A 26,079-nucleotide genomic window follows, 5' to 3' on the forward strand; every position below is an offset into this window, starting at 1 on the left:
TCCCTTGTAACGTGTGTGCGCGCGCTTGCAAATCAAGCCGTGCGCACAGGTTGCCGCATTGTCACCAGTTCTTCGGCCATCACCGGATGAACTGCAACCGTACGGTCGAAATCTTCTTTGGTGGCACCCATCTTTACGGCAATTCCGGCAAGTTGGATCATCTCACCCGCGCCCGGCGCAACGATGTGACAGCCGAGTATTTTCCGCGTCTCTTGCGACACGATCAGCTTCATCAGCACGCGCTGTGTGCCTCCGGCAAACGCCTTCTGCATGGGCTTGAATGAGGTCGCATAAACCTCAATCGGTTCCTGTTCCGCAGCCGCTTCCTCGCTGAGGCCCACAGTACCCATTTCCGGCTGGGTAAAGATCGCGGTCGGGATCAGTTCGTGATCAACGGGCGTTGGGTTGCCTTTAAAGACGGTCTCGACAAAGGCCATGCCTTCGCGGATCGCCACAGGGGTCAGGTTCACCCGATCGGTTACATCACCAATGGCAAATATCGAGGGCACGCCTGTCTGGCTGTACTCATCCACGATGATCTCACCCTTGCGACCGCGCGCGACGCCCAAAGCCTCAAGCCCCAGATCATCCGCATTCGGCGCGCGACCCGTGGCATACATCACAACGTCGAACAGCTGCTCGGAGCCATTTGTGGCCTTCACCCAGATTTTGTCGCCTTGCTTTTTCATCTCAAGCACGTTGGTGCCCAGATGCAGGTCGATGCCGTTCTGGCACATCTCTTCACTGATCAGCCCGCGCGCCTCATCATCAAAGCCCCGCAGAATTTGCGCCCCGCGATAGAACTGAGTCGTTTTGACCCCCATCCCATTCATGATCCCGGCAAATTCACAGGCGATATAGCCACCGCCAACGATCAGCATGGATTCGGGCAGTTCCTCCAGGTGGAAAATCTCATTCGAGGTGATCGCAAGATCAGATCCGGGGAACTCGGGTACAACCGGACGACCGCCCGTTGCGACAAGAATATGCTTGGCTGTCTTGCGGGTACCATCAGCCAGTTCCACCGTATGCGGATCAACGACATGGGCGCGCTGGTCGAAACTCTCGACACCATTGTTCTTCAGGATATTGCGGTAGATACCTTCCAACCGATCGAGCTCTGCGTGCAGCTTAACTTTGAAAGTGTTCCAGTTGAACGCACCCGGCTGCATGTCCCAGCCATAAGCCTGCGCGTCCCCGACCGTATCCGCGAACTCGCTAGCGAAAACCATCAGCTTCTTGGGTACACAGCCACGGATCACGCAGGTTCCGCCGTAACGATCCTCTTCCGCCAGAGCCACCTTGGCGCCGTTTTCACCCGCCGCCACCCGTGCCGCGCGAACTCCGCCCGAGCCGCCTCCGATGACGAACAGATCATAGTCAAAGCTCATGTACGAGTTCCTTTTATTCCGCGTGGCCAAAATTCACTGGATATCTGGGCGCAAATCCTGAACTGCCAACCCCTGACGCGGGAAATAGTGATTTTTCTTCTGCAGTTTATCGCGCTACTTGCCTGATCTTTAGTCCGCCAGATCGGAAAACAGGTTGTCCCCACCGTCACCCAGCATATCGGTCAGGACTGTACCCTCATTGATATCACGCAATTCGACCCGGCCATCGCCATAACCAATGACAACCTTGTCGCAAATATCAATGAACAGCCCATTTTCGACCACACCCGGGATCTGATTCATTACCAGTGCCAATTGGCGGGCATTGCCGATCCGCTTGAGATGCAGGTCCAGAATGTGATTGCCCTCATCTGTAACCTTGGGCGCCTCACCGTTCATGCGCAAAGTGACCGAGGTGCCCAGCACATCCATTGTGTCCAGCGCTTCTTCAATCAGGGTGCGGGTGGTCTGCCAGCCGAACGGGATCACCTCAACCGGCAGAGGGAATGCGCCCAGCGTCTCAACCTCTTTGCCTGCATCCGCGATCACCACCATCTGATCGCTGGCTGTGGCCACAATCTTTTCCTGCAACAGCGCAGCACCACCGCCCTTGATCAGGTTGAACTCGCCATCAAACTCATCCGCGCCGTCGATTGTCAGGTCCAACCAGCCGGCCTGATCCAGCGAGACGACCTCGATCCCTTCTTCCCGCGCCAATTGCGCCGTCGCGGTCGACGTCGGAACGCCCTTGATTTTCAACCCTCCATCGCGCACCCGTTCACCCAGGCGGCGCACCAACCATGCGGCGGTCGAGCCTGTCCCCAATCCCACACGCATCCCGTCCTGAACAAGATCGGCGGCGCGACAGGCAGCAACGTATTTCGCTTTGTCGATGGGCGACAAGTCTCTGGTCATGGCAGCTTCCCCCAAGAATACTGCCAGACTTATACGGAATGCCCCGCGCAACTGCGAGAGGCAAAACACGCCATACCTGTGCTAACATGTCGCTGAAATACGCGTTTCCGATAGGAAACGTCGCAATCAGCCTCTATTGTGATCGCCAGACCCCCTAGATAGTCGCCATGGAATCGCCATACCGCCTGCACTACGCCCCAGACAACGCCTCGCTGGTGATCCGACTGGCGCTGGAAGAGATGGGCCTGCCCTATGAGACCATACTGGTCGATCGCGCCCGCGATGCACAGAATAGTGCGGCGTATCGGGCGTTGAATCCGAACGGGCTGATCCCGGTGCTGGAGACGCCCCAGGGTCCGATCTTCGAGACCGCCGCAATCCTGCTGTGGCTGGCTGATACGCATGGGCAATTGGCCCCGACACAGGTCAGCCCTGATCGGGCGGCATTCCTGAAGTGGCTGTTCTTCGCCTCTAATACCCTGCATGCCGACCTGCGAATCCTGTTTTATGCCGAGAAATACATCGCGGCAGATCAGGCCGATACACTACGCTCCGGCATCCGCCCCCGGCTGCGGCAGCACCTGAATCTGCTGGATGCTCAAGCCCAAAAAGCGCCCGACTGGTTCAGTGCTGATCACCCGTCAGTCCTGACGATATATGTCGCCTGCATGATGCGTTGGATGGCGCTTTATCCCGCTAAGGCGGACCGCAGCTGGTATCAACTCGCCGACACGCCTTATCTGCAAAAAATCCTGATGCAGCTAGAATCAAACCCGTCGACCCGCGCCGCCATTGCCGCCGAGGGGCTGGGGGTCACTCCCTTCACCTCGCCGACCTACGCCAACCCTCCAGAAGGCTCAGCTACCTGATATGTTTCTCTCTGTCTTCGATATGTTCAAAGTGGGCATCGGCCCATCTTCTTCCCACACCATGGGTCCGATGGTGGCCGCCGCACGGTTCCTTGACCTGATGCGCGCCTCACCGTTCGAGTTTTCGGGCCTGCGCGGCTCGTTGCACGGCTCGCTGGCCTTTACCGGCGTCGGCCACGCCACCGACCGCGCTACCATTCTGGGCCTCGCCGGGTTTGTGCCTGACACCTATGACAACGACAAGGCCGAAGCCACACTGGCAGCTATCGCAGAATCCCATACGGTGACACCCGAAGGCCTGCCGACGCTGAGCTTTGATCCCAAAGCCGATCTGATCTTCGACTACGACAACAATCTGCCCGGTCATGCCAATGGTATGATCCTGATGGCCACTGACGCACAAGGCGATGTCATCCTGCGTCAGGTCTACTACTCCATCGGTGGAGGATTTGTTCTTACGGAAGAGGAATTGGCCGAAGGCAAGGCAACTGACGAAGGTGCGCCTGTGCCCTTCCCGTTCAAATCCGCCGCCGAAATGCTGCAAATGGCCAAAGACAACGGTAAAAGCATCGCTCAGATGAAGCGCGAAAATGAGATCGCGCGCGGTTGCGCGGATAGCTTTGCCAAAGGCACCGCGCGTCTTTGGCAGGTCATGAATGACTGCATCGAGCGTGGGCTAAAAACGGATGGCATCCTGCCCGGTGGTCTCAGCGTGCGCCGCCGCGCCAAGGGCATCCACGATGCCCTGCTGGCGGAACGCGGCATGAACCTGAATGCCCCGCATACGATCAACGACTGGATGAGCGTCTACGCCATGGCCGTAAACGAGGAAAACGCAGCCGGTGGGCAAGTTGTCACCGCCCCTACAAATGGCGCGGCAGGCGTGCTGCCATCAGTTCTGCGCTATTACCTCGATCACGTGCCCGGCGCGTCCGAAAGCCATGTCGAGGATTTCCTGCTGACCGCCGCCGCCATCGGTGGTCTGGTCAAGTTCAACGCTTCGATCTCGGGCGCTGAAGCGGGCTGTCAGGCCGAGGTTGGCAGCGCGTCAGCCATGGCTGCGGCAGGCATGTGCGCCGTGATGGGCGGTACGCCTGAGCAGGTTGAAAATGCCGCCGAGATCGCGTTGGAACATCACCTTGGCATGACCTGCGATCCAGTCGCGGGCCTTGTGCAGGTGCCGTGTATCGAGCGTAACGGCCTGGGTGCGATCAAGGCCGTCTCTGCCGCATCGCTGGCGCTTCGCGGCGACGGCAAGCACTTTATGCCTTTGGACGCGGCCATTGAAACGATGCGCCAGACCGGTGAGGATATGCACGAGAAGTACAAGGAAACCTCTTTGGGCGGGTTGGCCGTCAACGTGCCGAACTGCTGATCTGACAGCAAGAACAAGTGGGGTGACATGCGCGGACATTGCCTGTGCGGCAAGATTGGATACGAGGTTGACCCTCCGGTTCTGTCCTGTGTCACATGCCATTGCGACAGCTGCCGTCGCCAATGCGCCGCTCCGATGACCACCTATTTCGGCGTGCGCGACGGCAATTGGCGCTGGACCGGTGAGCAGCCGAAACGCTTCAATTCCTCACCTGGAGTCGAGCGCAGTTTCTGCCCCCATTGCGGCACGCCGATATCCTTCCGGTCCACGGTGATGTCGGATGTGATGCACCTCTACGTCGCGACACTGGAAAATCCCGAAGTACTCAGCCCGACCTTGCATGTCGCGCATGAGGAAAAGCTTAGCTGGCTGCAGCTTGGTGACGGCCTGCCCACCTGCATCGGCCCGGATTACACCAAAGTCCAACCCCTGCCCGACACCTGAGATCAGAGCTTCCCCCTCTGCCGCGAAACCGCTAGCGTCGCGCACATGACTCAGGATCGCCCCGTTCTCGGCATCATATTGATGCTCGGTTTTTGCGTGCTCGCACCGCTTGGTGACGGGATGGCAAAGCTGTTGGGTGAAACCACAGCTTTGGGACTGTTGGTACTGGTGCGGTTTGCTGTTCAGGCGATTATCCTGATCCCACTGATCGCGATGACCGGCAAGCCATGGAAGATGACGCCGCGCGTTTTGCGCCTGACGATGATCCGCACCCTTCTGCACATCATTGGGATCGCAGCGATGTTCACAGCGCTGCAATATATGCCGCTGGCCGATACCGTGGCCATCGCCTTTGTAATGCCTTTCATCATGCTGCTGTTGGGCAAATACGTTCTGGGCGAACAGGTCGGCCCCCGTCGTTTGATCGCCTGTGTCGTGGGATTCATTGGCACCTTGCTGGTGATCCAGCCTAGCTTTGCACAAGTGGGCGCGCCTGCCTTGTTGCCCTTGATCGTCGCAGTGGTCTTCGCCCTGTTCATGCTGGTTACGCGGCAGATCGCCAAGGAAACAGACCCGGTTGCGCTGCAGGCTGTATCGGGGGCCATGGCTACCGTCTTTTTGCTTCCGATTGTCCTGCTGGGTTCCCAGATCGGCCTGCCCGCAATGTCCCTGACGATGCCCACGGCCGAGACGCTCTGGCTGCTGCTGGGAATCGGTGTGCTGGGCACCGTGGCGCATCTGCTGATGACATGGTCTCTGCGCTATGCGCCGTCTGCGACTCTGGCCCCGATGCAATATCTAGAGATTCCGGTCGCCACCCTGATCGGCTGGCTGATCTTCCACGATCTGCCAAACGGGCTGGCCGCGCTAGGCATCGGCATCACCATCGCGGCCGGGCTCTACGTTATCCTGCACGAGCGGGCCAACGCTCGGTCCGGCCCGACTGAAACGCCTGCATGACCTGATCCAACGCCGCGCGCGGCAGGATCGTCAGCAACCCGGGTCCATTGACCTCAAGCGTTAGCGCTCCTAGCGCTCGGTTAGAGGTTCCGACCTGCCCGTCCGGTTCCAGCACCAGATCATCAATCGGCCATTCCAGCCCCTCGCTGCGCCCGGTCACCCGCCGCAGCGGAAACAATGAAACCGTGTCTCCTGCTGTGAGCTCCAGACTGATCCTGGGTGGCGCATGAAAGACAATTTCTCGTGCGCCCAACAGGACACAAGGCCGATCCTGCAACCGAACCAGAGTATTGAACGCCACCAACTGATGATCCACCCGCGCGCCCAGAAATCCTGCTGCCAGCACCACAGGCGCGTCCATATTGCGCAGCGCCTTGTCAAAATCGGTGCTGTTCTGCTCGGATATCTGGAACAACCGATCCTTGGGAATCCGGGCCAGATATTCTGCCGTAATCGAGTCCAAATCGCCGATCACTGCGTCCGGCATCCGTCCCGAATCAATCAACGCAGCCGCACCGCCATCCGCCGCAACGGCAGAATTGACGCGATTTAGCACCAGATTCACATCCTCTGAACAGATTTCTCCCCCGCCAAACAGCCCGATTGGCCCGCCAGAGCGAACAATTGCCCCATTTTCCACAAGATTGACCATAATTTCCAGTTTTGGACATAATGAAACCACAAAATGATAGCTTCATGGCTAGAGTTTCGAGTCGGTTGCCCCTGCTGTGTCTGGTAATCGACCTGGTAGTTTGTAAAGGACATGCGTCTGATGGTACAGAACAACAAGGTACTCACCGTTTCATACGGCACCTTCTCGTGCACCCTCGAAGGCTTTGACGATTCATTTGAAACAATGAAGGCGATCGCCGAGTATTTCCGGGACCTTGCAGCGGATGACCGATACTTCGGATCGGAACCTCCTCAGCCTGACGCCGAGATGCTGACCCGGATCGCACAGCGGGACGCCGCACAGAAGGTTGAAGCCAGCCAGAACGAGACCGGCCTGTTGCTGCGCGCAACGGAAACCGCCCCGGTTGCAGCACCGACCCCCGCTGCAATTGCGCCAGCCACAACACATGAACCTGTTCAGCCTGTCGCGGATGTTGTTCCCCCTGCTCCGTCTGCTCCGCAATCCGACGATGCCCCCGCCGCTGACAGTATCGCAGCCAAGCTGCAGCGAATCCGGGCTGTTGTTTCGCATTCCGATGCTGCCCCTGCCGGATACTCTGAAGACGAAGACGTCAGCTATCTGCAGCCTGTGAAGCCAAAGGTCGATGCAATCTCTGCCGCTTTTGAGTCCGGCGCGCTGAGCCCGGCCGATCTGGAAGACACTGCTACGGACGACGCTCCGGCAACGGCCCCGCAGGTCGAACAGCCTGCCGAACCCGAGCAAATGGCAACCATCGCTGAGCTGCCCGTTCAGGACGAAGAACCACTCGCGCCTGCCGCCATCAAGCAGGACGAAGTCGAAGCAGCCCCGATCATCTCACCGGCGATCACTGCCGAACTTGAAGACGAGGACGAAGCGCCCGAACAGCCGGCAGCCGATGTCACGGACAAGGACGTGTTGTTCTCGGACCTCGACGACGACCCTGAAACTGAAGACGAAGGCCCGTCAAACATTCTGAATGGCCAGGACGACACCGACGAAGATGAAACATCACCGGATCTTACCGGCCTCACCCATGGCGTCATCTCGGCCGAGGATGAGGCGCTGCTGCTTGACGAAATGGCGCTGGTAGAAACCGAGCTGGCGGCAAACACGACGGCTGAGCTGCCCGATATGACGGGTCTGGATCAGGACGTCTCGCGCCTGATGGACGAAGCGGGCGCCCATATGGATGATCCTGCCACCAGCGGCCAGCGCGAAACATATTCTCACCTGCGCACTGCCGTTGCTGCAACCGAAGCAGACCGCGAAGATGGCGCAGACAAATCTCAGACCCCCGAGGATGATTATCGCGGTGATCTGGCCTCGGTCGTCAATCCACGCCGACCCGAGATCGAGGTCACCAGTGAACGCCCCACCCCGGATGCTGCCGCACCATTGAAACTGGTGGCTGAACAGCGGGTGGATACCGAAACGGCTGACACCGGCCCGGTGACACCGCGCCGTGTCACCTCGGCGGACGAGGAATCTGCAGATGAAGATGTTGGTTTTGCAGCCTTTGCGCAAGAACAGGGTGCCCAATCACTACTCGACCTGCTGGAAGCTGCCGCGGCTTATCTGTCCTTCATCGAAGGTCAGGAGCAGTTCTCGCGTCCACAGCTGATGAACAAAGTTCGCTCGCTCAAGCAGGACTCGTTTAACCGCGAAGAAAGCTTGCGCTCATTCGGTCAGTTGCTGCGGGACGGCAAAATCGAAAAGGCCGGAGGTGGCCGTTTCGCCGCCTCAACCCAAATCGGGTTCCGCCCGAACGACGACGAGCGTGCCGCTGGCTGACACCAAGATCCCCCCAATACCCCCTCAAGACAAAATTGGGCCAGAGGAAACTCTGGCCCTTTTTCGTTCCGTGGCTGGCAGCCAAAAAGCCAGTCAAGTTCAGAAGTTGAACGCCAGCGCCACGTAAGGGCCGGTCAGGATCAGATCAATCACATCGCGCCCGTCTTCAAACTCAACATCCAGATGGCGATACCCGCCCGCAACGTTGATATTCTCACGCCAATTCCAACTAGCCTGCACCAGCGCCTCCCACTGGAATTCCGAGCCATAACCGAAGCCGCCGATATTGCCCATCGCTGTGAGGCTCCAGCGGTCATTCAGCGCGTAGTTATAGCGTGCGCCGATCAACGGGTCGGTCCAGCTTTGATCTGTGCTGAAGGTGCGATCCAGCACGGTGGTCGAAACATCCAGGTCCCAATGGCGCAGCCCGGCCAACGCTTCCAACCGTGACCGATCATCCTGATAGACCGCATAGCTGGCCGCCAGTGAGACCATCGTGCCCTCAAGATCCCAACTGGCTGCATCGTCAAACCGACCGACCGAGACATCGTCACCCAAATTGAGATAATTGAACTCACCACCAATGGTCCAACGCCCATTTCGGGCCTGACCAGCGATCAGGAACGCGCCCTTCAGAATGTCGAAGATCGAGGTATCCCCGTTCACCGGCGGGTTTGGTCCCACGTCCAGTGAGGTTCTGAATTCCGGCCCCCAGAAATAAGGCGCAATGGTATAGCGCCAATCATCGGCCTGAGCGCTGCTCGCGATACATGTTGTGGTAACCGCCGCTAATACCCGGTTTTTCATGCCCTATCTGCCTCTGGTTGCCGCGAAAGAAAGTCGCAAACATCGTGCCACGCAGAAGACACCAAGACAATCGGGCGGCTTAGCTTTGATCTTGATCCGGGTCCTCTTTGCCCACCCCGCGGAAGACAAATTTGAACGGCAACGCCCAGACAATGCCAAGCGCGACATATACCAGAAGTTCCAGCCAGATCGGCGGGCGATCCAGCCAGTTCACGATTGTCACAACCGCAACGATATAGACGGGGAGCCCGATCAGCAGCAGCACCAATGACCACCGCCGACGTGCCTTATAGCTGAGGCCGGGTTTGTCGTTGCTGCTCATCAATCTGCAAACGGGTCGGTCACCAGAATGGTGTCCTCCCGCTCCGGGCTGGTGGACAACAGGGCGACCGGACATTCGATCAATTCCTCGACGCGGCGCACGTATTTGATCGCGTTCGCAGGCAAGTCTGCCCAACTGCGCGCGCCTTCGGTGGATTCGCTCCAGCCCGGCATCTCTTCGTAAATCGGCGTGCAACGTGCTTGCTGGTCGGCGGCGGTCGGCAGATAGTCCAGACGATCGCCATCCAGCTCATACCCGACACAAATTTTCAGCGTCTCGAACCCGTCCAATACATCCAGTTTGGTCAGGGAGATGCCGTTCACGCCGCTGGTCGCGCAGGTTTGACGTACCAGACAGGCATCGAACCAACCACAACGGCGTTTGCGCCCCGTCGTGGTGCCGAACTCATGCCCCCGTTCGCCCAGGCGTTGGCCATCTTCGTCGTCTAATTCGGTTGGGAAAGGCCCCTCACCCACGCGGGTCGTGTACGCCTTGACGATGCCCAAAACGAAGTCGATCGAACCCGGTCCAATCCCAACGCCTGTCGAGGCCTGGCCCGCAATCACATTCGACGATGTCACAAACGGATAGGTCCCGAAATCGATATCCAGCAGCGCACCCTGTGCGCCTTCGAACAGGATTCGCTTGCCTGCCTTGCGCTTCTCGTTCAGCACCTTCCACACCGGTGCTGCGAAAGGCAAAATCTGCGGCGCGATCTCTTTCAACTGCGCAATCAATGCATCGCGATCAATTGGTTCCAACCCCAGCCCATTGCGCAGCGCATTGTGATGGACCAAGGCCCGATCGACCCGCAGCGCTAGCGTCGCATCATCAGCCAGATCAGCCACCCGGATCACACGCCGACCAACCTTGTCTTCATAGCATGGACCGATCCCGCGACCGGTCGTGCCGATCTTGGCCACCGAGTTCTGGCTTTCGCGCGCACGATCCAGCTCGCCATGGAACGGCAGGATCAGCGGGGTGTTCTCGGCAATCATCAGCGTCTCGGGCGTGATATCGACACCCTGCGCGCGGATGGTACCGATCTCTTTGATCAGGTGCCAAGGGTCCAAAACGACCCCATTGCCGATCACGCTCAGCTTTCCACCGCGTACGACGCCCGAAGGTAGCGCATGCAGTTTGTAAACCTCACCCTCAATGACCAGCGTGTGCCCGGCATTATGTCCACCCTGAAAACGCGCGATCACATCCGCTCGCTCACTGAGCCAGTCGACGATCTTGCCTTTTCCTTCGTCACCCCACTGGGCGCCGACAACAACCACGTTGGCCATATCCGGTCCTTTTGCGCTGAATATTCAAACCCGGCTCATATAGCCGGGCACAGACGGCAGGGAAACCGATATTTCGCCGCAGACACAAATCGTGCTGCGCGCGATGCCTCCGGTGGAGGTGATTTTGGCCAGATGAAGAGCGGATCCCCTGCTTCATCTGGCCAAAAGTACCTCGGGGGAGTCGCCCGGACGGGCGGCGGGGGCAGCGCCCCCTCTGCTTTTAGCGCAAGTGTACGGGATGACCGTGGGGTGTTGTCAGGTAAGCCTCTTCCCATGCATTGCGAAGATCCTGGACATCATCAGTGGGCGCTTCCCCCTGCTCAGCCAGCAGCGCCTCCAAGGTCTCCAACCAAGCGTGAAAGTAATCGTCCCCACCATCCAGATCTTTTTTGAGGCCGTTCCGTTTCAAAGTATTGGAAAACCGTTCCGCCCAGTCCGGCCAATCAAACCGGCCCGCTTCGTTCAAGGCCACTGTGACCGCAAAAACCTGCGCGTGCCAGGGCTCGGCAAAAATCGGCTCGGGGGCCGAGTGAGTGATACAATCGCTCATGCGGGCTCCAAATAAGACTGCCAGAGGTCCAGCACGACTTCATCCGCCGGATGCTCGGGGTTTGCCCAAAGTTCTGAGGCGGGAAACACGACCGCATATAGCGGCTCGGGGGCTTCACCCAACCCATGGGCGTTGGAATCCGGCAGGACATGAGTGCCATGCAGCCTGAGGATGCGACCCGTTGCACCCGCGGCATAGATCGGCAACCGGGTGTGGCCGCCATCAACCAGTCGATTGGCGCTCTGGCTCAAGGTTCGGACTGCTTGTTCGGCTTGAAACCGAACTTCGACGTTCGACGGGCGATCTGCGGGTCCACCTTTGGCCAAAGCGCCTGCGACGGCGTCAGCCATCAGGGTACGCTCAGTCAGAGGATGAACACCATCCCCGTCAACACCGCGCAAATCATCAAGCGTCAGGACACCCTTTTCGACCAGAAGATCAGCCAGACCAGACATCCATTTCTCATAGTAAGAAAACCGCGCGTAGTCCGTAGGAGACAACCTTTCCCGCGCGTGACGTGAGACATCGATATTCCATTGCCCCAAAAACCCCGCAGCGAGCGTTACCGCCAGCGCCCGACCGTGCCAGTCTTCGGCAAACACCGGCGCGTCTTCGGGTTCCGGGTTCACCGGACCATCACCAAAGCGCCCTCCCATATCATGGACCCGCGTCATGACGGCACCTTGGGTAGCCCAGTGCCGATCATGCTGTCGCGGGTGACCAGCGCCGCCAATTCGTCCGCGTTCAATCCTTCTGTGCCCTCTGGGCGCATCGGCAGGACGAGGTAACGAATTTCGGCCGTCGAATCCCAAACGCGGACCGAAGTGCCTTCGGGCAAGGTAATGCCAAACTCAGACAGGACCTTGCGCGGCTCTCGCACGGCGCGGGCGCGGTAAGCGTCAGATTTGTACCAGCCGGGTGGAATTCCTAGCAGCGGCCACGGGTAACAGCTGCACAAGGTGCAGACGACCATGTTGTGCTGTTCAGGCGTGTTCTCGACGACCACCATATGCTCACCCTGACGACCGTAAAACCCCAGATCGGCCACGACCGATGTGGCGTCCGCCAGCAGCGCGGCTCTGAAATCGGGATCACTCCAAGCCTTGGCAACAACATGCGCGCCGTTCTGTGGACCTATCTTGTTCTGATAAGTATCGATGATTTCATCCAGCGCTGCAGGATCAATCAGACCCTTGCGGGTCAGAATCGTCTCAAGCGCTTTGACGCGCAGCGCGGGTTCGGGAGGCAACAGGGCGTGCGGGTGGTCGTGATCATCATGTGGCATGAGGCGCAGCCTGCGCGACAGAACAGCGCTCTGTCCAGTCTCTTTGGTGTGATATGAAACATCACCGCACGTGATGCCAACTCGTGACTTGCCCCCGCTGGCAAACTTGCATAAGTACCACGCGATACACGCCACGCTGTACAGGACCACCATGGAAAACGTCGTTCTCATCATCCACCTTCTTCTGGCCTTGGGCCTGATTGTCGTTGTGCTGATGCAACGTTCCGAAGGCGGCGGCCTTGGGATGGGTGGCGGTGGCGGCGGGGCCATGACGGGCCGCGCGGCAGCAACGGCGTTGGGCAAGCTGACATGGATCCTGGCCGCGTGCTTTATCGTCACCTCGATCACGCTGACGATTCTGGCGGCCCAGAAATCTTCTGGCAGCTCGGTGATTGACCGTTTGGGCGTGCCTGCCCCGGCCCCGGCTGAGGAAAGCGCTCCGGCAGTCCCATCGGCAGATGAATTGTTGCCGCCGGCGCAAGGCGACAATGCTCCGCTGATCCCGCAGGCGGCCGACTAAGCCACAAAACCTAGAAAATCATAAGGGAACTGCAACAGCATCTTGCGGTTCTCTTGCGCTATGTGCGCGAATCCTTTATACGTGAAGTCCCGTGATGCAGCGGTTTTTTCGAACCGCCGGGCAGCTAATAATGACGTCTCACGGGAGCAGCCGAAAAACATGGCGCGTTTTATTTTCATCACTGGTGGTGTGGTTTCGTCCTTGGGCAAAGGACTGGCTTCGGCGGCGTTGGGATCGCTGTTGCAGGCCCGGGGATATTCGGTGCGTCTGCGCAAGCTGGACCCCTATCTAAACGTCGATCCGGGCACCATGTCGCCCTTCGAACATGGCGAAGTATTCGTTACCGATGACGGCGCTGAAACCGATCTGGACCTTGGCCATTACGAACGCTTCACCGGTGTGGCGGCACGCAAGACCGACTCGGTCAGCTCGGGGCGGATTTATTCCAATGTGCTGGAGAAAGAGCGCCGTGGAGATTACCTCGGCAAAACCATTCAGGTGATCCCGCACGTCACGAATGAGATCAAGGATTTCATCGCGATTGGCGAGGATGAAGTTGATTTCATGCTCTGTGAAATCGGCGGCACCGTAGGTGATATTGAGGGCCTGCCCTTCTTTGAAGCGATCCGCCAGTTCAGTCAGGACAAGCCGCGCGGTCAGTGTATCTTCATGCACCTGACGCTGCTGCCCTATATCAAAGCATCGGGCGAGTTGAAAACCAAGCCAACCCAGCATTCGGTGAAAGAGTTGCGCTCGATCGGTCTAGCCCCTGACATTCTGGTTTGCCGGTCCGAGGGACCGATTCCAACCAAAGAACGCGAAAAGCTGGCCCTGTTCTGCAACGTCCGCCCTGACAGCGTGATTGCCGCACAAGACCTCAGCACCATCTACGACGCCCCGCTGGCCTATCACCGTGAAGGTCTGGATCAGGCGGTTCTGGACGCATTCCAGATCAGCCCGGCCCCCAAGCCCGATCTGGCCAAATGGGAAGACGTCAGCGACCGCATCCACAACGCCGAAGGCGAAGTGAAAGTAGCCATCGTCGGCAAATACACCCAGCTTGAAGATGCCTATAAGTCAATTGCCGAGGCCCTGACCCATGGCGGCATGGCCAACCGCGTCCGCGTCAAGATCGAGTGGGTCGATGCCGAGGTGTTTGACAACGAAGACGCCGCACCTCATCTGGAAGGCTTCCACGCCATCCTCGTCCCCGGCGGCTTTGGCGAACGTGGCACCGAAGGCAAGATCAAGGCCGCTCAATATGCGCGTGAACACAAAGTGCCCTATCTGGGCATCTGTCTGGGCATGCAGATGGCCGTGATCGAAGCCGCACGCAACGCGGCGGGAATCACCGAAGCCGGGTCCGAGGAATTTGACCACGAGGCTGGCAAAAAGCGTTTTGAACCCGTTGTTTACCACCTGAAAGAATGGGTGCAGGGCAACCACAAGGTCGAACGCAAAGTCGGAGACGACAAGGGCGGCACCATGCGTTTGGGCGCCTATAATGCGGTTCTGGCCGAAGGCTCGAAGGTCGCGGAAGTCTATGGCGGCACCCAGATTGAGGAACGCCACCGTCACCGCTATGAGGTCGACATCAAGTACCGCGACAAACTGGAAAAGGCAGGCTTGAATTTCTCGGGCATGTCGCCAGATGGGCGTTTGCCGGAAATCGTCGAATGGTCGGATCACCCATGGTTTATTGGTGTTCAGTATCACCCGGAACTGAAATCCAAACCCTTCGACCCGCACCCCCTGTTCCGCGAATTCGTGCGCGCCGCGAAAGACACCTCGCGTCTGGTCTGATCACGGGCCGATAACAGATTTGTACCAGTCGGCGCGAAATATCTTTACGCGCCGGCGGTTTGCACGGTTAACTGCCGCCATAGCAGCGACAGGAGACCGGCCATGACCGATCAGATTACCCAAGCAGAAACATTTGCCGCCCTGCACAAGAAGGGTGATCCGGTCATCCTCTATAACATTTGGGACCCCGGCAGCGCCGTCGCTGTACGCGATGCAGGGGCCAAAGCGCTGGCGACTGGCAGTGCTCCGGTGGCAATGGCGCAGGGGTTTTCGGACGGCCAGAACATCCCGTTTGAGTTGGCGTTAGACAACGCTCGCCGCATTGTCGAGGCGGTTGATATACCGGTCACCATGGACCTCGAAGGCGCTTATGCCGAGGATACTTTTGGCATATCGGCCAATGTCAAACGCGCGCTGGAAACCGGTGTAATCGGCTTTAACTTCGAAGATCAGGTCGTTGGAACTAAAGATCTTTATGATATCGAAACACAGGCAGCGCGTGTCGCTGCGATGCGCGAAAGCTGTGACGTGGCCGGTGTTCCCGCCTTCATCAACGCCCGCACTGACATCTTCCTCAAAGCCGCTCCGGACACGCATGATCAAGCGATGCTGGATGACGCCATGGCCCGCGCGGCCGCCTACGCCGATGCCGGAGCCAGCGGGTTCTTCGCGCCGGGCCTGAAAGACGAATCCATGATCGGCCAGCTTTGCGCGGCCACCGACCTGCCGGTCAACATCATCGCCCTGCCCGGCACGCCTGACACGCCGACGCTGGCGAAACTCGGCGTGGCCCGGATCAGCTATGGCCCGGTTCCCTATCGGCAAATGACCGCTTGGTTACAGGATTCAGCACGCGCCGCGCTGCAATCCGGTGGATGATCCACTTTTAGGGGATTGCATTTCAACCTGTTCCTCCGCACCTTGCATCCGATACCAGCGGAGGACACCTTGTGGCCAAAGGATACTGGGTTGCCCATGTCGATGTAGACGACATTGAAACCTACAAATCTTACATTGCTGCCAATGCGGCCCCATTCGCCGATTACGGGGCCAAGTTTCTTGTACGCGGCGGCGAGAGGAGCGAGCCTGAAGGCAAGGCTCGCGCCCGCACAGTTGTCATCGAATTTCCCAGCTATGAACAGGCGCTGGCCTGCTATGAAAGCGATGCCTATCAAGCCGCCAAGGCCTTGCGCGATCCGGTTTCGACCGGCGATCTTGTGATTATTCAGGGCTATGAGGGCTAGCACCGCTTGGCGCGCCTCGAATTACGGAATATCCTGCCGATATGTTGAAAAAATTCTTCCAGGCCTTTCGGCCGCCGCAACATGACAAACTGCCCGATCCTGATGCCGAACTGGCCCTGGGGGCATTGCTGGTACGTGTCGCGCAGGCCGACCGCGACTACAAGCTGGAAGAGATCAGCCTGATCGACCGCATTCTTGCGCGACTTTACCAGCACAATGCGATCGAGGCCGCCAAGGTCCGCGCCACCTGCGAAAAATTGCACGCAGCTGCTCCGGAAACAGATACATTCGGCAAACTGATCCGCGAAACCACCGATCTTCAGGAACGCTTGGCCGCGCTTGACGCCCTGTGGGAGGTCGTGCTGGCCGATGGCAACTCGGACGAGGGCGAGGTCAAGATCGTCGAAGAAGCCCGCATTGCCATGGGCCTCAGCTTCAACGACAGCAAAGCGGCACGCGAGCGGATACAAAGCCGCTTGGAAGCGACCTAGGCTATCTCTATATAAACGCTTATGTTCAGTGATTTCCTGTCCCGGCTCACGCAGCCGCAGCCCGACCCGCTTGTCGAAGATGATGCCCGTCTGGCCCTCACCGCCCTGTTGGTGCGTATCGCTCGGTCCGACAACGACTATGCCGATACCGAAATGGCCCGAATCGACCGCATCTCGGCCGAACGCTACGGCCTGTCGCCATTTGAGGCCGCAGCCCTGCGCGCCCGAGCCGAAGACCTTGAAGCCGAGGCGCCCGACACCGTCCGCTTTACTCGCGCCATCAAAGAGGCGATCGCCTATGACGACCGCCTGGCCGTTGTGCAGGCCATGTGGTCGGTCGCACTGGCGGATGGGCACCGCAGCGGTGAAGAGGATTCTCTGCTACGCCTTGTCGTCAGCCTGCTCGGCGTGAGCGATGTGGATTCGGCGCTTGCAAGACAAAAGGCGGCGAAGGTCTGATCAACCGGCAAGCCTTTGGGCGTTGTCAGCGCTATGAATCGCTGCCTTCAAGCTCATTCAGAAACTTGTAGTCCGTCGGTGGATCGTCACAGATGCCAGGCCCACACTCCAAAAGCGCCGAACCAGCGTTCGCGACGGCCAATGCCAAAATCAGGAAAAACGCTGTTTTGGCCAATGTACTTCCTCCGAAGCGTTCGGTTGCCCGAACGTCCGAGGCAAGATCATACTGCTTCTCGAATACCAGCATGATTGCGGTGCCAAGGATGATCAAACCAAAGGCAACTCCCGCCCAGGTATAGAAGTGTAGGCCCAGAACCGGGGAGCCGTAGTGCCCTGTTCCGGGCACGATATGCAGCAGGATCTGGCGGATCGAAACGCTGATCCCAAATATCGCTGCCACCAGCACGATGCCATAGTTTCTGGCGCGCGTACCCCATAACAGGTTCAGAGCAAGCCCGAACCCAACGGCCACGAATCCCACGCGTTGGAGCAAACATAACGGACAGGGCAGTTCGTAAAGGACAAGCTGAAAGTAGAAGGCAAGCACCAGAACCAGGCAAACCGCCAGTGCACCAATCGCATTCATGTTACGAGCAAATTCAGGTGACATTGGACGACCTCACAGTTGAATCGTTAAGGGGGTCGTGGCGTGAAACTTCAGCCAGTAGGCACTCGCCAAAAGCGTCAGCACGAACAATGCGTATGAAATTCTGACCAGCTTAAAGTATGCCAGCACCATCGTGCCGGCGAACAATGCAAATAATAGCGCGATCACAAGAAGCCCCTTACGTGAATTGAATTCGTATATTTCAATCTTTAACTCAAAACGAATTATTCCCAAATTCAAACAGTTTTGGTGATTGGATCAAGCCAGTTCAATAAATTTGGTTTCGCTGAGGATCACCTCGGTTGATCCGGAATCCTGTGACCTGAATCTCTGGGCCGCAATCAAGAGATTGATCTGGCTGACCTGTCGATAATGGTGCATCGAGTCACAGAATGCGCCCAACAAACTGACAGTTTAGACAGCGCGACCGCCCGATTTGGCAATTTCGCTGCGTGAACTTGTCAATTGCGCATTGCATTAGCCCGATTTTTCAGCCCTATTACCGCACCAACACCAATCATATCTGGACTGCCCGTGACAGACGCCGCTCCCGTCATTGAGATCAAGAACCTGCACAAAAGCTTTGGCCAACTCGAGGTGCTCAAGGGCGTGGACATCACCGCGCATCGCGGCGACGTCGTGTCGCTGATCGGATCATCCGGCTCGGGGAAGTCTACCCTGCTGCGCTGCTGCAATCTGTTGGAAGACAGCCAAGAGGGCGAGATTCTGTTCAAAGGCGAGCCCGTCCGTTGGACTGGCAGCCACAATCATCGCCGTCCCGCCGATCCCAAGCAGGTGTTGCGCATCCGCACAAATCTGTCGATGGTGTTCCAGCAGTTCAATCTGTGGGCCCATATGACCATCCTGCAGAATGTGATGGAGGCTCCGGTCACTGTCATGGGCCGCGACAAGGCCGAGGTCGAAGACAGCGCGCGCAAATATCTGGAAAAGGTCGGCATCGGCGACAAATGCGACGTCTATCCGGCGCAACTATCGGGCGGACAGCAACAACGCGCCGCAATCGCACGTGGGCTGTGCATGGAACCTCAGGCGCTGCTGTTTGACGAACCGACCTCAGCGCTCGATCCCGAACTGGAACAGGAAGTGATCAAAGTGATCAAGGATCTGGCCGCAGAAGGCCGCACCATGATCATCGTGACCCATGACATGAAGATGGCTGCGGATATCTCCAGCCACGTTGTGTTCCTGCATCAGGGCCTGATCGAAGAAGAGGGTTCAGCCGAAGACATTTTCACTGCCCCTGAATCCGAACGGCTTCAGGGCTTTCTCTCCGCCACTCAGGCGGCTTAACCAACGGACAGAACCAATAAAGGGGAGTAACTCATGAAAAACCTGATTCTGACCACCGCAGCACTGGCGTTGACCGCCGGTATCGCAATGGCCGAAACTGTGCGCATGGGCACCGAGGGCGCCTACCCTCCGTACAACTTCATCAATGATGCTGGTGAGATCGACGGCTTCGAGCGTGAAGTCGGTGACGAGCTGTGCAAGCGCGCTGGTCTGGAATGCGAATGGGTCAAGAACGACTGGGATTCGATCATTCCGAACCTGGTCTCGGGCAACTACGATACCATCATCGCCGGCATGTCGATCACTGACGAACGCGATGAGGTCATCGACTTTACCCAGAACTACTACCCGCCGACCGCCTCAGCTTACGTAGCTGCTTCAGATGGCGCTGACACGAAAGGTGGCATCGTCGCTGCACAGACCGCAACCATTCAGGCCGGTCACGTTGCTGAATCCGGCGCGACTCTGGTCGAATTCGCCACCCCCGAAGAAACCATCGCCGCCGTGCGCAACGGCGAAGCGGATGCGGTGCTGGCGGACTATGACTTCTTGGTCCCGATTGTTGAGGAATCCGGTGGCGAGCTGGTCTTTGTCGGCGATCTTGTCCCGCTGGGCGGTGGCATCGGCATGGGCCTGCGCGAGAGCGACGCAGAACTGCGCGGCAAGTTCGATGACGCTATTTCGTCCATGAAGGCGGACGGCACGCTCAACGAGATGCTGGTCAAATGGTTTGGCGAAGGTATCGCTACATACAACACAGACGGCTCGGTCGTAACCAACTAAGCCCTCCGTCCAATTGTCCGGCGCGTGCGCGCGCCGGACCTGCCGGACCTGAGACCGGCCAGACGTTCGAAAGACGCCTTATGTTCTCCTACTGCGCTGATCCTGACACGCTGGGCACGTTCCGCTGGTTCTCGTGCTATCTGACCAATGGCGTCCACTGGTCGTTCTACTTGTCGTTCTTCAAGGTGCTGGGTCTGCTGGCCGTCACCGCCCCGGTCGCCCTGAGCTTCGGTTTTGCCGGCGCTATGGCAGCGCGATCGCATTTCCCGCCGCTTAGCTGGCTGGGTAAGGCCTATATCGCCATCGTGCGTGGCGTGCCTGATATCGCTTTCTTTCTGTTCTTCGTGATTGCGCTGGATCAGGGGTTCGAATGGCTGCGCCACAAGGTAATCTGCCCCGACTGGACCGAGCCTGTTCGGCAAGGCAATGACTTTATCGTCTGTCAGGCCGCCAAACTGCCGCTGGGCACCGCGCCGGAATGGGTGCACGAAACCTATGGTTTCTTCCTTGCGGTCATCACCTTCTCCATCGTCTTCGGCGCTTTCGCCGCCAACGTCCTGTTCGGCGGTATGCGCGCTGTCCCGCACGCCCAACTTGAAACAGCCGAAGCCTACGGCATGACCCGCCGCCAGACCTTCTGGCGCATCCTGGTGCCGCAGATGTGGGTCTATGCGCTGCCCGGCCTATCGAACCTTTGGATGGTGCTGATCAAGGCGACGCCGCTGCTGTTCCTGCTGGGCATCGAGGACATCGTCTATTGGGCGCGCGAGCTGGGCGGCACCAAGACCTCGCGGTTCACCGACTATCCCCATGGCGACTGGCGCATGTGGTACTTTCTCGCTTTGCTGATCTTCTATCTCGGCATGACGCGGGTCTCGGAAATCGGGCTTGAAAAACTGATGCGCCGCCTGTCCCACGGTCAGGCCACATCGGGCGGAGAGCTTCTGCGCAAGGAGACCACCGCATGAGCTGCATCCAGACCATTCAGGACTATGGCCTCCGGTCGCTGGGCTTCGGAGAACGCCTGCTGCCCAAAACCGATTTCACCTTGTGCGAGCATTTCACCCTGATCGGCTCGGGCATGATCTGGAACATCTATTTCGGCGCCATGGCCATGATCCTGGGCTTCTTTCTGGCCACCGCACTGGCGGTCGGCAAGGCGTCCGCCAACAAATGGCTGCGCAAACCGTCCGAGTGGTTCATCTTCCTGTTCCGGGGCTCGCCGCTGTTTATCCAGTTCTTCTTTGCCTATTTCTTCTTCCTGTCACTGAAGAAACCCTATCCCATGTTCGATGCGTTCACATCTGCATGGCTGGGGGCGCTGATCGTGTTGTTCCTGAACACATCCGCCTATTCGGGCGAGATCTTCTATGGCGCACTGCGTTCGATCCCAAAGGGAGATATCGAGGCGGCCGATGCTTATGGCATGACCGGCTGGTCCCGGTTCCGCCGCATCATCTGGCCCACCATGCTGCGGCTGGCCTGGCCCGCCTACACGAACGAAGCCATCTTTGTGTTCCAGTCCACCACGCTGGTCTTTTTCTCGGCCTTCCCGGCCTGGCAACAACGCGGAGACGCGCTGTATTATGCCAGCTATTTTGCCGACAAAACGTTCAACCCCTTCATCCCCTACCCGATACTGGCATTCTATTTCATCCTGCTGACGCTGGTCATCGTCTGGGGCTTCGGCAGGGTCAACAAACGCCTGAACCGCCACCTGCCCGCCGAGCGAAAGGCAAAAATGCGGTTCCGTTTGAATCTGGCGCGCTAGGCCCAGTCCACGGGGTTCAGACGAAACAGCTTCGAAAGCTGCTCATAAACCTCGGGCACTTCACGCTGCAACGCGCGGGGGCGTTCAAAGAACACCTCGACCGAGACGGCAAAAAACTCCTCGTGGCCGGTCGCGCCATACGGGTCGATCACCGTCTGCCGCCCGCTTTCAACGGCGTGAACATGCGCGTCATAGGCGGTCAGGAACACCTTTTCCCACTCGGCGAATGTCTGCCCTTCGCTCAGGATCGGCACACCATTTGTGCCGCCTGACAGGTCGTCAATCTGATGCGCAAACTCATGCAGCACCACGTTATGCCCGTCGTGATCGTTCAGCGCCCCCTGCCGGCTGTGCGCCCAGGACAGGATGACCGGCCCGCGATCCCAGCTTTCCCCGGTCCGCACGATCTCTTTCTCGGACACGACATAGCCCGAGCGCCGCTGCTGCTTTGACTTGAACGCATTGGGATAGATCAGAATGGTCGTCAGATTGTCATACCAAATGTCGCTATTGATCACGAGCAAACAGGCCTGCGCCGCAATCGACAGCTCCATCTCCTCAGTCACTTCCAACCCGTCGCAGCCGTAGAAGCTCACTTGATCCAGAAACAGGTTCACCTTGCCATCCAAGTGGCTGCGCAGCCCGGCGGGCAGCCGCCGGATGATGGGAACTTGCTGATCAATGATGCCCCGTTGATCCGAGGTCAGAGGCGTCGCCAACAGCGCCGCGCGGGCCTGTCTCTTGGACCAGACGTAATAGCCGACCCCGCCTGCGATCAGTAACACTATGGTAAGAAAGATGAACATATCTGAGACTATAGGCATCGCTACGCCCGGCACAATCGGGCACCTGAATGTTGTACAACTCGGAAGACAACGGTCTCGACCACTGTACAAGTCGGTTGATTTTCAACATCGCGCCTCACCGCAAGCGACGCCTGTTCGTAATTTGATCAAATTTCGTGACAAGACGCTAATCCTGATTTAAACCTCTCGTGACTAGACCACGGAGCCCCCAATGGAGCTGAGCGCCCTGCATACATTCCGCGTCGCCGCCTGTGACCTCAACGGTCAGATGCGTGGCAAACGCGTGCCGCCCTCATACGGTGCCAAGTTGGACAAAGGCGCCGTACGCATGCCGTTCTCTGCGCTCAATGTCGATCTCTGGGGCGCTGATATCGAAGGCAGCCCGCTTGTCTTCGAAAGCGGTGATGCAGATGGTGTGTTGCGCCCCACCGGGCGTGGTCCGGTTCCCATGCCCTGGCTGGATACACCCACCGCGCTGGTGCCCATGTGCCTCTACCACGATGACGGCACGCCTTTTGCAGGCGATCCGAGACACGCGCTTTCTGCGGTTCTGGATCGATTTTCCGAACGGGGCTGGTCGGTCATCGCCGCTACCGAACTCGAGTTCACTCTGCTTGACGCCTCAGGCGACCAACCGCAGCCTCCGATCAACCCGGTCACGCGCCGCAGGCTGCGGGACGAAGCCGTTCTGTCGATGGCCGAAATGGACGCGTTTGATGCGTTCTTCACCGATCTCTATGATGGTTGCGCCGCTATGGGTATTCCCGCTCAGACTGCAATATCTGAAAGCGGGATCGGCCAGTTCGAGATCAATCTGAACCATCAGGACGCCATGCGCTGCGCCGATGATACGTGGCTTTTCAAGACCTTGGCGCGTGGCGTGGCACGCAAGCATGGCTTCACAGCGACCTTCATGTCCAAGCCCTATGCCGAGGATGCGGGCAACGGAATGCATGTGCATTTCTCGATCGTCGATGTCGATGGACGCAATGTCTTCGATGACGGAGGGGCCGAGGGAACCGATGAACTGCGCTCGGCGGTTGCTGGATGTCTGACTGCGATGCCCGGCTCTACGCTGATCTTCGCACCGCATGGCAATTCTTACACGCGCCTCGTGCCTGGTGCCCACGCACCCACCGGAGCAAGCTGGGCCTATGAAAACCGCACGGCTGCCCTGCGCATTCCGGGTGGTGCCCCTGCCGCCCGACGGATCGAACATCGCGTTGCTGGCGGTGACATCAACCCCTATCTCATGCTGGCCGCAGTTCTGGGCGCGGCAATGGTTGGGATCGAGGATGGCCTGCGACCGCCCAGCCCGATTTCGGGCAATGCCTATGAGTTGACCGATCTGCCGCAGCTGGCAGCCGACTGGCCGTCGGCCATCTCTGCTTTCGAAACTGACCCGGTAGTTGCGCGCATTTTCCCGGACGATCTGATCCGCAACCTGGTAATGACCAAACGGCAGGAAATTGCACGATTCGCGTCCCACCCCCCTGACGAGCACTGGCTCAGCTATCTTGAGAGCGTTTGAACCTCTTGCCCAGCTCGCTTCGCTCCGTTAGAATAAATTTGATCAAATTTGGTGAACTATGAAAATCGGCATCCTTGTAACCGGCCACCCACCCGATGAATTGCATGAACAATTCGGGGAATATGATGGCATGTTTCGCGCATTACTGGGTGGGAACGGCTTTGAATTCCAAACATACGCAGTGGTCGATGGTGAGTTTCCGGAAGACGCGCATCAGGCCGACGGGTGGATCATCACCGGATCTCGTCATGGCGCATACGAAGATCACGTTTGGATTCCCCCGCTTGAACAGCTGATCCGGGATATTCGGAAGACAGGGAACCCCTTGATTGGTGTCTGCTTTGGACATCAGATCATCGCGCAAGCGCTTGGTGGAAAAGTGGAAAAGTTTGATGGTGGCTGGGCTGTAGGACGCACGGAATACAGCTTTGGCGATCAGACTGTCACCCTGAATGCTTGGCATCAGGATCAAGTGACCAAACTGCCCGCAGGTGCGGTGGTCACCGGTACGAATGACTTTTGCCAAAACGCCATGGTCACCTATGGCGATACGATCTGGACCGTGCAGGCCCATCCTGAATATGGAAATGACTTCATACAGGGCTTGATGGAGACCCGAGGCAAAGGCGTGGTTCCCGATGCGTTGATGCAGGCGGCAGCGAACCGGAAAGATGCCCCGGATGATAATGCCAAAATCGGACACCACATGGCAGAGTTCCTAAAGAAAGCGAGGGCCTGATGGCCGACTGGACAGATCAGCTGCCTGAGGCGGCGCGCACCTACTTTGAAGGCAAACGGCTGGATGAGGTTGAATGCATCATCTCTGACCTGCCCGGCATCGCCCGCGGCAAGGCGGTCCCGGCGTCAAAGTTTGCCAAGCAATCCTATTTTCACCTACCCGACAGCATTTTCTACCAGACCATCACAGGGGATTGGGGCGAAGCTGCAGGTGAGGACGGTTTCATTGAGCGGGACATGATCCTGAAACCCGACTTCTCAACTGCGTCGGCCGCTCCTTGGACGGGCGACTGGACCTTGCAGGTGATTCACGACGCGTTCGACCGAGATGGCGAGCCGATCCCTTTCAGCCCCCGCAATGTGCTCAAACGCGTTGTGAAGATGTATCACGACAAAGGTTGGAAGCCGGTTGTCGCCCCTGAGATGGAATTTTTTCTTGTCGCGCCGAATGTAGATCCCGCGCAAGGGATCAAGCCGATGATGGGCCGCTCGGGCCGACCTGCGGCGGCGCGGCAGGCTTACTCGATGACAGCGGTCGATGAATTCGGGCCGGTGATCGACGACATCTACGACTTTGCCGAGTTTCAGGGGTTTGAGATCGACGGGATCACGCAAGAAGGCGGTGCCGGACAACTAGAGATCAATCTGCGTCATGGCGATCCGGTGAAGCTGGCGGACGAGGTATTCTATTTCAAACGCCTGATCCGCGAAGCCGCGTTGCGTCACAACTGCTTTGCGACATTCATGGCGAAACCGATCGAGGATGAGCCGGGCTCGGCCATGCACATCCATCACTCGATCATTGAAAAAGAAACGGGACAAAACATCTTCTCCGGTCCACAAGGTGGCGAGACGGATGCGTTTTATCACTTCATCGCCGGCTTGCAGAACCACCTGCCTGCAGGGCTGGCGGTGATGGCACCGTATGTAAATTCATATCGCCGCTACGTCAAAGACCATGCGGCCCCGATTAATCTGGAGTGGGCACGCGACAATCGCACAACTGGCATTCGCGTACCTCTGTCCGGCCCCGAGGCGCGCCGGGTCGAAAACCGCATCGCAGGCATGGACTGCAACCCCTATCTGGGTATCGCATTGTCGTTGGCCTGTGGCTATTTGGGCCTGACTCAGCAAGAACGCCCACGCCGCCAATTCTATGGCGACGCCTATGAAGGCGACGGCGATATCCCTCAGATCATGGGTGAAGCTCTGGATTTGTTTGATGAAGCCACTGCCCTGCACGAAGTTCTGGGTCCCGAGTTCGCCCGTGTCTACGGCATCGTCAAACGTGCTGAGTACGAAGAGTTCCTGCAGGTCATTTCCCCGTGGGAACGCGAGCATCTGCTGATGAACGTCTAG

The 26,079-nt window shown here is 58.3% G+C and carries 30 protein-coding genes; 18 read left to right on the plus strand and 12 right to left on the minus strand.

All coding sequences use genetic code 11. The features are described 5' to 3' along the window. Window positions 1-32: 32 nt before the first annotated feature. On the minus strand, window positions 33-1,391 hold the full coding sequence (gene gor, locus ACR0DK_RS13530) for a glutathione-disulfide reductase (protein ID WP_170393558.1): 1,359 nt from the start codon (window positions 1,389-1,391) through the stop codon (window positions 33-35). Between the two features lie 129 nt (window positions 1,392-1,520). Then, window positions 1,521-2,306 (minus strand): ribose-5-phosphate isomerase RpiA, encoded by a 786-nt coding sequence (gene rpiA, locus ACR0DK_RS13535; protein ID WP_170421048.1) that lies wholly within the window; start codon window positions 2,304-2,306, stop codon window positions 1,521-1,523. A 167-nt stretch (window positions 2,307-2,473) separates the two neighbouring features. On the opposite strand from rpiA, the gene ACR0DK_RS13540 reads away from it, so the two are divergent. The 4 genes from ACR0DK_RS13540 to ACR0DK_RS13555 are packed head-to-tail and all read left to right on the plus strand — an operon-like array spanning window position 2,474 to window position 5,954. Further along, on the plus strand, window positions 2,474-3,175 hold the full coding sequence (locus tag ACR0DK_RS13540; protein ID WP_480736557.1) for a glutathione S-transferase family protein: 702 nt from the start codon (window positions 2,474-2,476) through the stop codon (window positions 3,173-3,175). Window position 3,176: 1 nt separating this feature from the next. After that, window positions 3,177-4,550 carry an L-serine ammonia-lyase gene (locus ACR0DK_RS13545; RefSeq protein WP_170511074.1) on the plus strand — a complete coding sequence of 458 codons (1,374 nt, stop codon included), beginning with the start codon at window positions 3,177-3,179 and terminating at the stop codon, window positions 4,548-4,550. Between the two features lie 27 nt (window positions 4,551-4,577). Then, window positions 4,578-4,994, plus strand: a complete 417-nt coding sequence (locus ACR0DK_RS13550) for a GFA family protein (RefSeq protein WP_170421044.1) — start codon at window positions 4,578-4,580, stop codon at window positions 4,992-4,994. Window positions 4,995-5,039: 45 nt separating this feature from the next. Then, entirely contained in the window at window positions 5,040-5,954 is a 915-nt protein-coding gene (locus tag ACR0DK_RS13555) for a DMT family transporter (RefSeq protein WP_480736559.1), read from the plus strand. On the opposite strand, the gene ACR0DK_RS13560 is transcribed toward ACR0DK_RS13555, so the two are convergent. Continuing rightward, complete coding sequence (locus ACR0DK_RS13560; protein ID WP_480736561.1) at window positions 5,899-6,606, minus strand: thiamine diphosphokinase; 708 nt, start codon at window positions 6,604-6,606, stop codon at window positions 5,899-5,901. The two genes, ACR0DK_RS13555 and ACR0DK_RS13560, sit on opposite strands and share 56 nt — an antisense overlap. A 120-nt stretch (window positions 6,607-6,726) precedes the next feature. On the opposite strand from ACR0DK_RS13560, the gene ACR0DK_RS13565 reads away from it, so the two are divergent. After that, window positions 6,727-8,400: a hypothetical protein gene (locus ACR0DK_RS13565; RefSeq protein WP_480736636.1), complete on the plus strand. Its 1,674-nt coding sequence runs from the start codon at window positions 6,727-6,729 to the stop codon at window positions 8,398-8,400. A gap of 99 nt (window positions 8,401-8,499) precedes the next feature. On the opposite strand, the gene ACR0DK_RS13570 is transcribed toward ACR0DK_RS13565, so the two are convergent. The 6 genes from ACR0DK_RS13570 to nthA all read right to left on the minus strand — a co-directional run bounded on the left by ACR0DK_RS13570 (window position 8,500) and on the right by nthA (window position 12,656). Continuing rightward, window positions 8,500-9,207, minus strand: a complete 708-nt coding sequence (locus ACR0DK_RS13570; RefSeq protein ID WP_170563396.1) for a porin family protein — start codon at window positions 9,205-9,207, stop codon at window positions 8,500-8,502. A gap of 79 nt (window positions 9,208-9,286) precedes the next feature. Continuing rightward, a complete protein-coding gene (locus ACR0DK_RS13575; protein ID WP_170510671.1) occupies window positions 9,287-9,529 on the minus strand; it encodes a DUF2842 domain-containing protein in 243 nt (80 codons plus the stop codon). Further along, complete coding sequence (locus tag ACR0DK_RS13580) at window positions 9,529-10,821, minus strand: adenylosuccinate synthase (protein WP_170393577.1); 1,293 nt, start codon at window positions 10,819-10,821, stop codon at window positions 9,529-9,531. The genes ACR0DK_RS13575 and ACR0DK_RS13580 overlap by 1 nt, the downstream gene beginning before the upstream one ends. Window positions 10,822-11,041: 220 nt before the next feature. Beyond that, window positions 11,042-11,371: a nitrile hydratase accessory protein gene (locus tag ACR0DK_RS13585; protein ID WP_170393579.1), complete on the minus strand. Its 330-nt coding sequence runs from the start codon at window positions 11,369-11,371 to the stop codon at window positions 11,042-11,044. Further along, window positions 11,368-12,045: a nitrile hydratase subunit beta gene (gene nthB, locus ACR0DK_RS13590; protein WP_480561789.1), complete on the minus strand. Its 678-nt coding sequence runs from the start codon at window positions 12,043-12,045 to the stop codon at window positions 11,368-11,370. Before nthB ends, ACR0DK_RS13585 begins: the two co-directional genes overlap by 4 nt. Then, complete coding sequence (nthA, locus tag ACR0DK_RS13595) at window positions 12,042-12,656, minus strand: nitrile hydratase subunit alpha (protein ID WP_480736566.1); 615 nt, start codon at window positions 12,654-12,656, stop codon at window positions 12,042-12,044. The genes nthB and nthA overlap by 4 nt, the downstream gene beginning before the upstream one ends. A 151-nt stretch (window positions 12,657-12,807) precedes the next feature. Here nthA and secG point away from each other — a divergent pair, with 151 nt between their 5' ends. The 6 genes from secG (at window position 12,808) to ACR0DK_RS13625 (ending at window position 17,173) form a co-directional block, all read left to right on the plus strand. Continuing rightward, on the plus strand, window positions 12,808-13,176 hold the full coding sequence (gene secG, locus ACR0DK_RS13600; RefSeq protein WP_010439184.1) for a preprotein translocase subunit SecG: 369 nt from the start codon (window positions 12,808-12,810) through the stop codon (window positions 13,174-13,176). 159 nt (window positions 13,177-13,335) lie between these two features. Beyond that, window positions 13,336-14,979: a CTP synthase gene (locus tag ACR0DK_RS13605; RefSeq protein ID WP_170421030.1), complete on the plus strand. Its 1,644-nt coding sequence runs from the start codon at window positions 13,336-13,338 to the stop codon at window positions 14,977-14,979. A gap of 102 nt (window positions 14,980-15,081) precedes the next feature. Further along, a complete protein-coding gene (locus ACR0DK_RS13610; protein WP_170393586.1) occupies window positions 15,082-15,858 on the plus strand; it encodes an isocitrate lyase/PEP mutase family protein in 777 nt (258 codons plus the stop codon). A gap of 71 nt (window positions 15,859-15,929) precedes the next feature. Further along, the gene (locus ACR0DK_RS13615; protein WP_170393588.1) at window positions 15,930-16,223 is read left to right on the plus strand and encodes a DUF1330 domain-containing protein; all 294 of its coding nucleotides are present in this window, start codon (window positions 15,930-15,932) and stop codon (window positions 16,221-16,223) included. Window positions 16,224-16,264: 41 nt separating this feature from the next. Next, the gene (locus tag ACR0DK_RS13620) at window positions 16,265-16,714 is read left to right on the plus strand and encodes a tellurite resistance TerB family protein (protein WP_170393590.1); all 450 of its coding nucleotides are present in this window, start codon (window positions 16,265-16,267) and stop codon (window positions 16,712-16,714) included. 21 nt (window positions 16,715-16,735) lie between these two features. Further along, the gene (locus ACR0DK_RS13625) at window positions 16,736-17,173 is read left to right on the plus strand and encodes a tellurite resistance TerB family protein (RefSeq protein ID WP_170393592.1); all 438 of its coding nucleotides are present in this window, start codon (window positions 16,736-16,738) and stop codon (window positions 17,171-17,173) included. A 31-nt stretch (window positions 17,174-17,204) separates the two neighbouring features. Here the strand turns inward: ACR0DK_RS13625 and ACR0DK_RS13630 are convergent, their stop codons facing one another. Further along, a complete protein-coding gene (locus tag ACR0DK_RS13630) occupies window positions 17,205-17,783 on the minus strand; it encodes a disulfide bond formation protein B (RefSeq protein ID WP_170393594.1) in 579 nt (192 codons plus the stop codon). 9 nt (window positions 17,784-17,792) lie between these two features. Next, window positions 17,793-17,948 carry a DUF5993 family protein gene (locus tag ACR0DK_RS13635; RefSeq protein WP_223118239.1) on the minus strand — a complete coding sequence of 52 codons (156 nt, stop codon included), beginning with the start codon at window positions 17,946-17,948 and terminating at the stop codon, window positions 17,793-17,795. Window positions 17,949-18,314: 366 nt separating this feature from the next. On the opposite strand from ACR0DK_RS13635, the gene ACR0DK_RS13640 reads away from it, so the two are divergent. The 4 genes from ACR0DK_RS13640 to ACR0DK_RS13655 all read left to right on the plus strand — a co-directional run bounded on the left by ACR0DK_RS13640 (window position 18,315) and on the right by ACR0DK_RS13655 (window position 21,645). Further along, window positions 18,315-19,091: an ABC transporter ATP-binding protein gene (locus ACR0DK_RS13640; protein WP_170393596.1), complete on the plus strand. Its 777-nt coding sequence runs from the start codon at window positions 18,315-18,317 to the stop codon at window positions 19,089-19,091. Window positions 19,092-19,124: 33 nt separating this feature from the next. After that, window positions 19,125-19,874, plus strand: coding sequence for a transporter substrate-binding domain-containing protein (locus ACR0DK_RS13645; RefSeq protein ID WP_170393598.1), 750 nt, complete (start codon window positions 19,125-19,127; stop codon window positions 19,872-19,874). Window positions 19,875-19,954: 80 nt separating this feature from the next. After that, on the plus strand, window positions 19,955-20,842 hold the full coding sequence (locus tag ACR0DK_RS13650; RefSeq protein WP_480736573.1) for an ABC transporter permease: 888 nt from the start codon (window positions 19,955-19,957) through the stop codon (window positions 20,840-20,842). Further along, complete coding sequence (locus ACR0DK_RS13655) at window positions 20,839-21,645, plus strand: ABC transporter permease (RefSeq protein ID WP_480736575.1); 807 nt, start codon at window positions 20,839-20,841, stop codon at window positions 21,643-21,645. The genes ACR0DK_RS13650 and ACR0DK_RS13655 overlap by 4 nt, the downstream gene beginning before the upstream one ends. Here ACR0DK_RS13655 and ACR0DK_RS13660 read toward each other — a convergent pair. Next, window positions 21,642-22,451, minus strand: a complete 810-nt coding sequence (locus ACR0DK_RS13660; protein ID WP_480736577.1) for a M90 family metallopeptidase — start codon at window positions 22,449-22,451, stop codon at window positions 21,642-21,644. The genes ACR0DK_RS13655 and ACR0DK_RS13660 overlap by 4 nt on opposite strands. Window positions 22,452-22,662: 211 nt before the next feature. Here ACR0DK_RS13660 and ACR0DK_RS13665 point away from each other — a divergent pair, with 211 nt between their 5' ends. Genes ACR0DK_RS13665 through ACR0DK_RS13675 form a run of 3 tightly spaced genes read left to right on the plus strand, consistent with a single transcriptional unit; the run spans window position 22,663 to window position 26,079 of the window. Then, window positions 22,663-23,982, plus strand: coding sequence for a glutamine synthetase family protein (locus ACR0DK_RS13665; RefSeq protein ID WP_480736579.1), 1,320 nt, complete (start codon window positions 22,663-22,665; stop codon window positions 23,980-23,982). Between the two features lie 58 nt (window positions 23,983-24,040). Next, window positions 24,041-24,721 carry a type 1 glutamine amidotransferase gene (locus ACR0DK_RS13670; protein ID WP_170404894.1) on the plus strand — a complete coding sequence of 227 codons (681 nt, stop codon included), beginning with the start codon at window positions 24,041-24,043 and terminating at the stop codon, window positions 24,719-24,721. Next, window positions 24,721-26,079, plus strand: a complete 1,359-nt coding sequence (locus tag ACR0DK_RS13675) for a glutamine synthetase family protein (RefSeq protein WP_170393610.1) — start codon at window positions 24,721-24,723, stop codon at window positions 26,077-26,079. The genes ACR0DK_RS13670 and ACR0DK_RS13675 overlap by 1 nt, the downstream gene beginning before the upstream one ends.

The sequence above is a fragment of the Ruegeria sp. CE6 genome (assembly GCF_056537485.1).

Bases quoted from the DNA above. Each gene is read 5' to 3' on its own strand.
- gor (WP_170393558.1), bottom strand. From the start codon at position 1,391: ATGAGCTTTGACTATGATCTGTTCGTCATCGGAGGCGGCTCGGGCGGA.
- rpiA (WP_170421048.1), bottom strand. From the start codon at position 2,306: ATGACCAGAGACTTGTCGCCCATCGACAAAGCGAAATACGTTGCTGCC.
- ACR0DK_RS13540 (WP_480736557.1), top strand. From the start codon at position 2,474: ATGGAATCGCCATACCGCCTGCACTACGCCCCAGACAACGCCTCGCTG.
- ACR0DK_RS13545 (WP_170511074.1), top strand. From the start codon at position 3,177: ATGTTTCTCTCTGTCTTCGATATGTTCAAAGTGGGCATCGGCCCATCT.
- ACR0DK_RS13550 (WP_170421044.1), top strand. From the start codon at position 4,578: ATGCGCGGACATTGCCTGTGCGGCAAGATTGGATACGAGGTTGACCCT.
- ACR0DK_RS13555 (WP_480736559.1), top strand. From the start codon at position 5,040: ATGACTCAGGATCGCCCCGTTCTCGGCATCATATTGATGCTCGGTTTT.
- ACR0DK_RS13560 (WP_480736561.1), bottom strand. From the start codon at position 6,606: ATGGTCAATCTTGTGGAAAATGGGGCAATTGTTCGCTCTGGCGGGCCA.
- ACR0DK_RS13565 (WP_480736636.1), top strand. From the start codon at position 6,727: ATGGTACAGAACAACAAGGTACTCACCGTTTCATACGGCACCTTCTCG.
- ACR0DK_RS13570 (WP_170563396.1), bottom strand. From the start codon at position 9,207: ATGAAAAACCGGGTATTAGCGGCGGTTACCACAACATGTATCGCGAGC.
- ACR0DK_RS13575 (WP_170510671.1), bottom strand. From the start codon at position 9,529: ATGAGCAGCAACGACAAACCCGGCCTCAGCTATAAGGCACGTCGGCGG.
- ACR0DK_RS13580 (WP_170393577.1), bottom strand. From the start codon at position 10,821: ATGGCCAACGTGGTTGTTGTCGGCGCCCAGTGGGGTGACGAAGGAAAA.
- ACR0DK_RS13585 (WP_170393579.1), bottom strand. From the start codon at position 11,371: ATGAGCGATTGTATCACTCACTCGGCCCCCGAGCCGATTTTTGCCGAG.
- nthB (WP_480561789.1), bottom strand. From the start codon at position 12,045: ATGACGCGGGTCCATGATATGGGAGGGCGCTTTGGTGATGGTCCGGTG.
- nthA (WP_480736566.1), bottom strand. From the start codon at position 12,656: ATGCCACATGATGATCACGACCACCCGCACGCCCTGTTGCCTCCCGAA.
- secG (WP_010439184.1), top strand. From the start codon at position 12,808: ATGGAAAACGTCGTTCTCATCATCCACCTTCTTCTGGCCTTGGGCCTG.
- ACR0DK_RS13605 (WP_170421030.1), top strand. From the start codon at position 13,336: ATGGCGCGTTTTATTTTCATCACTGGTGGTGTGGTTTCGTCCTTGGGC.
- ACR0DK_RS13610 (WP_170393586.1), top strand. From the start codon at position 15,082: ATGACCGATCAGATTACCCAAGCAGAAACATTTGCCGCCCTGCACAAG.
- ACR0DK_RS13620 (WP_170393590.1), top strand. From the start codon at position 16,265: ATGTTGAAAAAATTCTTCCAGGCCTTTCGGCCGCCGCAACATGACAAA.
- ACR0DK_RS13625 (WP_170393592.1), top strand. From the start codon at position 16,736: ATGTTCAGTGATTTCCTGTCCCGGCTCACGCAGCCGCAGCCCGACCCG.
- ACR0DK_RS13630 (WP_170393594.1), bottom strand. From the start codon at position 17,783: ATGTCACCTGAATTTGCTCGTAACATGAATGCGATTGGTGCACTGGCG.
- ACR0DK_RS13645 (WP_170393598.1), top strand. From the start codon at position 19,125: ATGAAAAACCTGATTCTGACCACCGCAGCACTGGCGTTGACCGCCGGT.
- ACR0DK_RS13650 (WP_480736573.1), top strand. From the start codon at position 19,955: ATGTTCTCCTACTGCGCTGATCCTGACACGCTGGGCACGTTCCGCTGG.
- ACR0DK_RS13655 (WP_480736575.1), top strand. From the start codon at position 20,839: ATGAGCTGCATCCAGACCATTCAGGACTATGGCCTCCGGTCGCTGGGC.
- ACR0DK_RS13660 (WP_480736577.1), bottom strand. From the start codon at position 22,451: ATGTTCATCTTTCTTACCATAGTGTTACTGATCGCAGGCGGGGTCGGC.
- ACR0DK_RS13665 (WP_480736579.1), top strand. From the start codon at position 22,663: ATGGAGCTGAGCGCCCTGCATACATTCCGCGTCGCCGCCTGTGACCTC.
- ACR0DK_RS13670 (WP_170404894.1), top strand. From the start codon at position 24,041: ATGAAAATCGGCATCCTTGTAACCGGCCACCCACCCGATGAATTGCAT.
- ACR0DK_RS13675 (WP_170393610.1), top strand. From the start codon at position 24,721: ATGGCCGACTGGACAGATCAGCTGCCTGAGGCGGCGCGCACCTACTTT.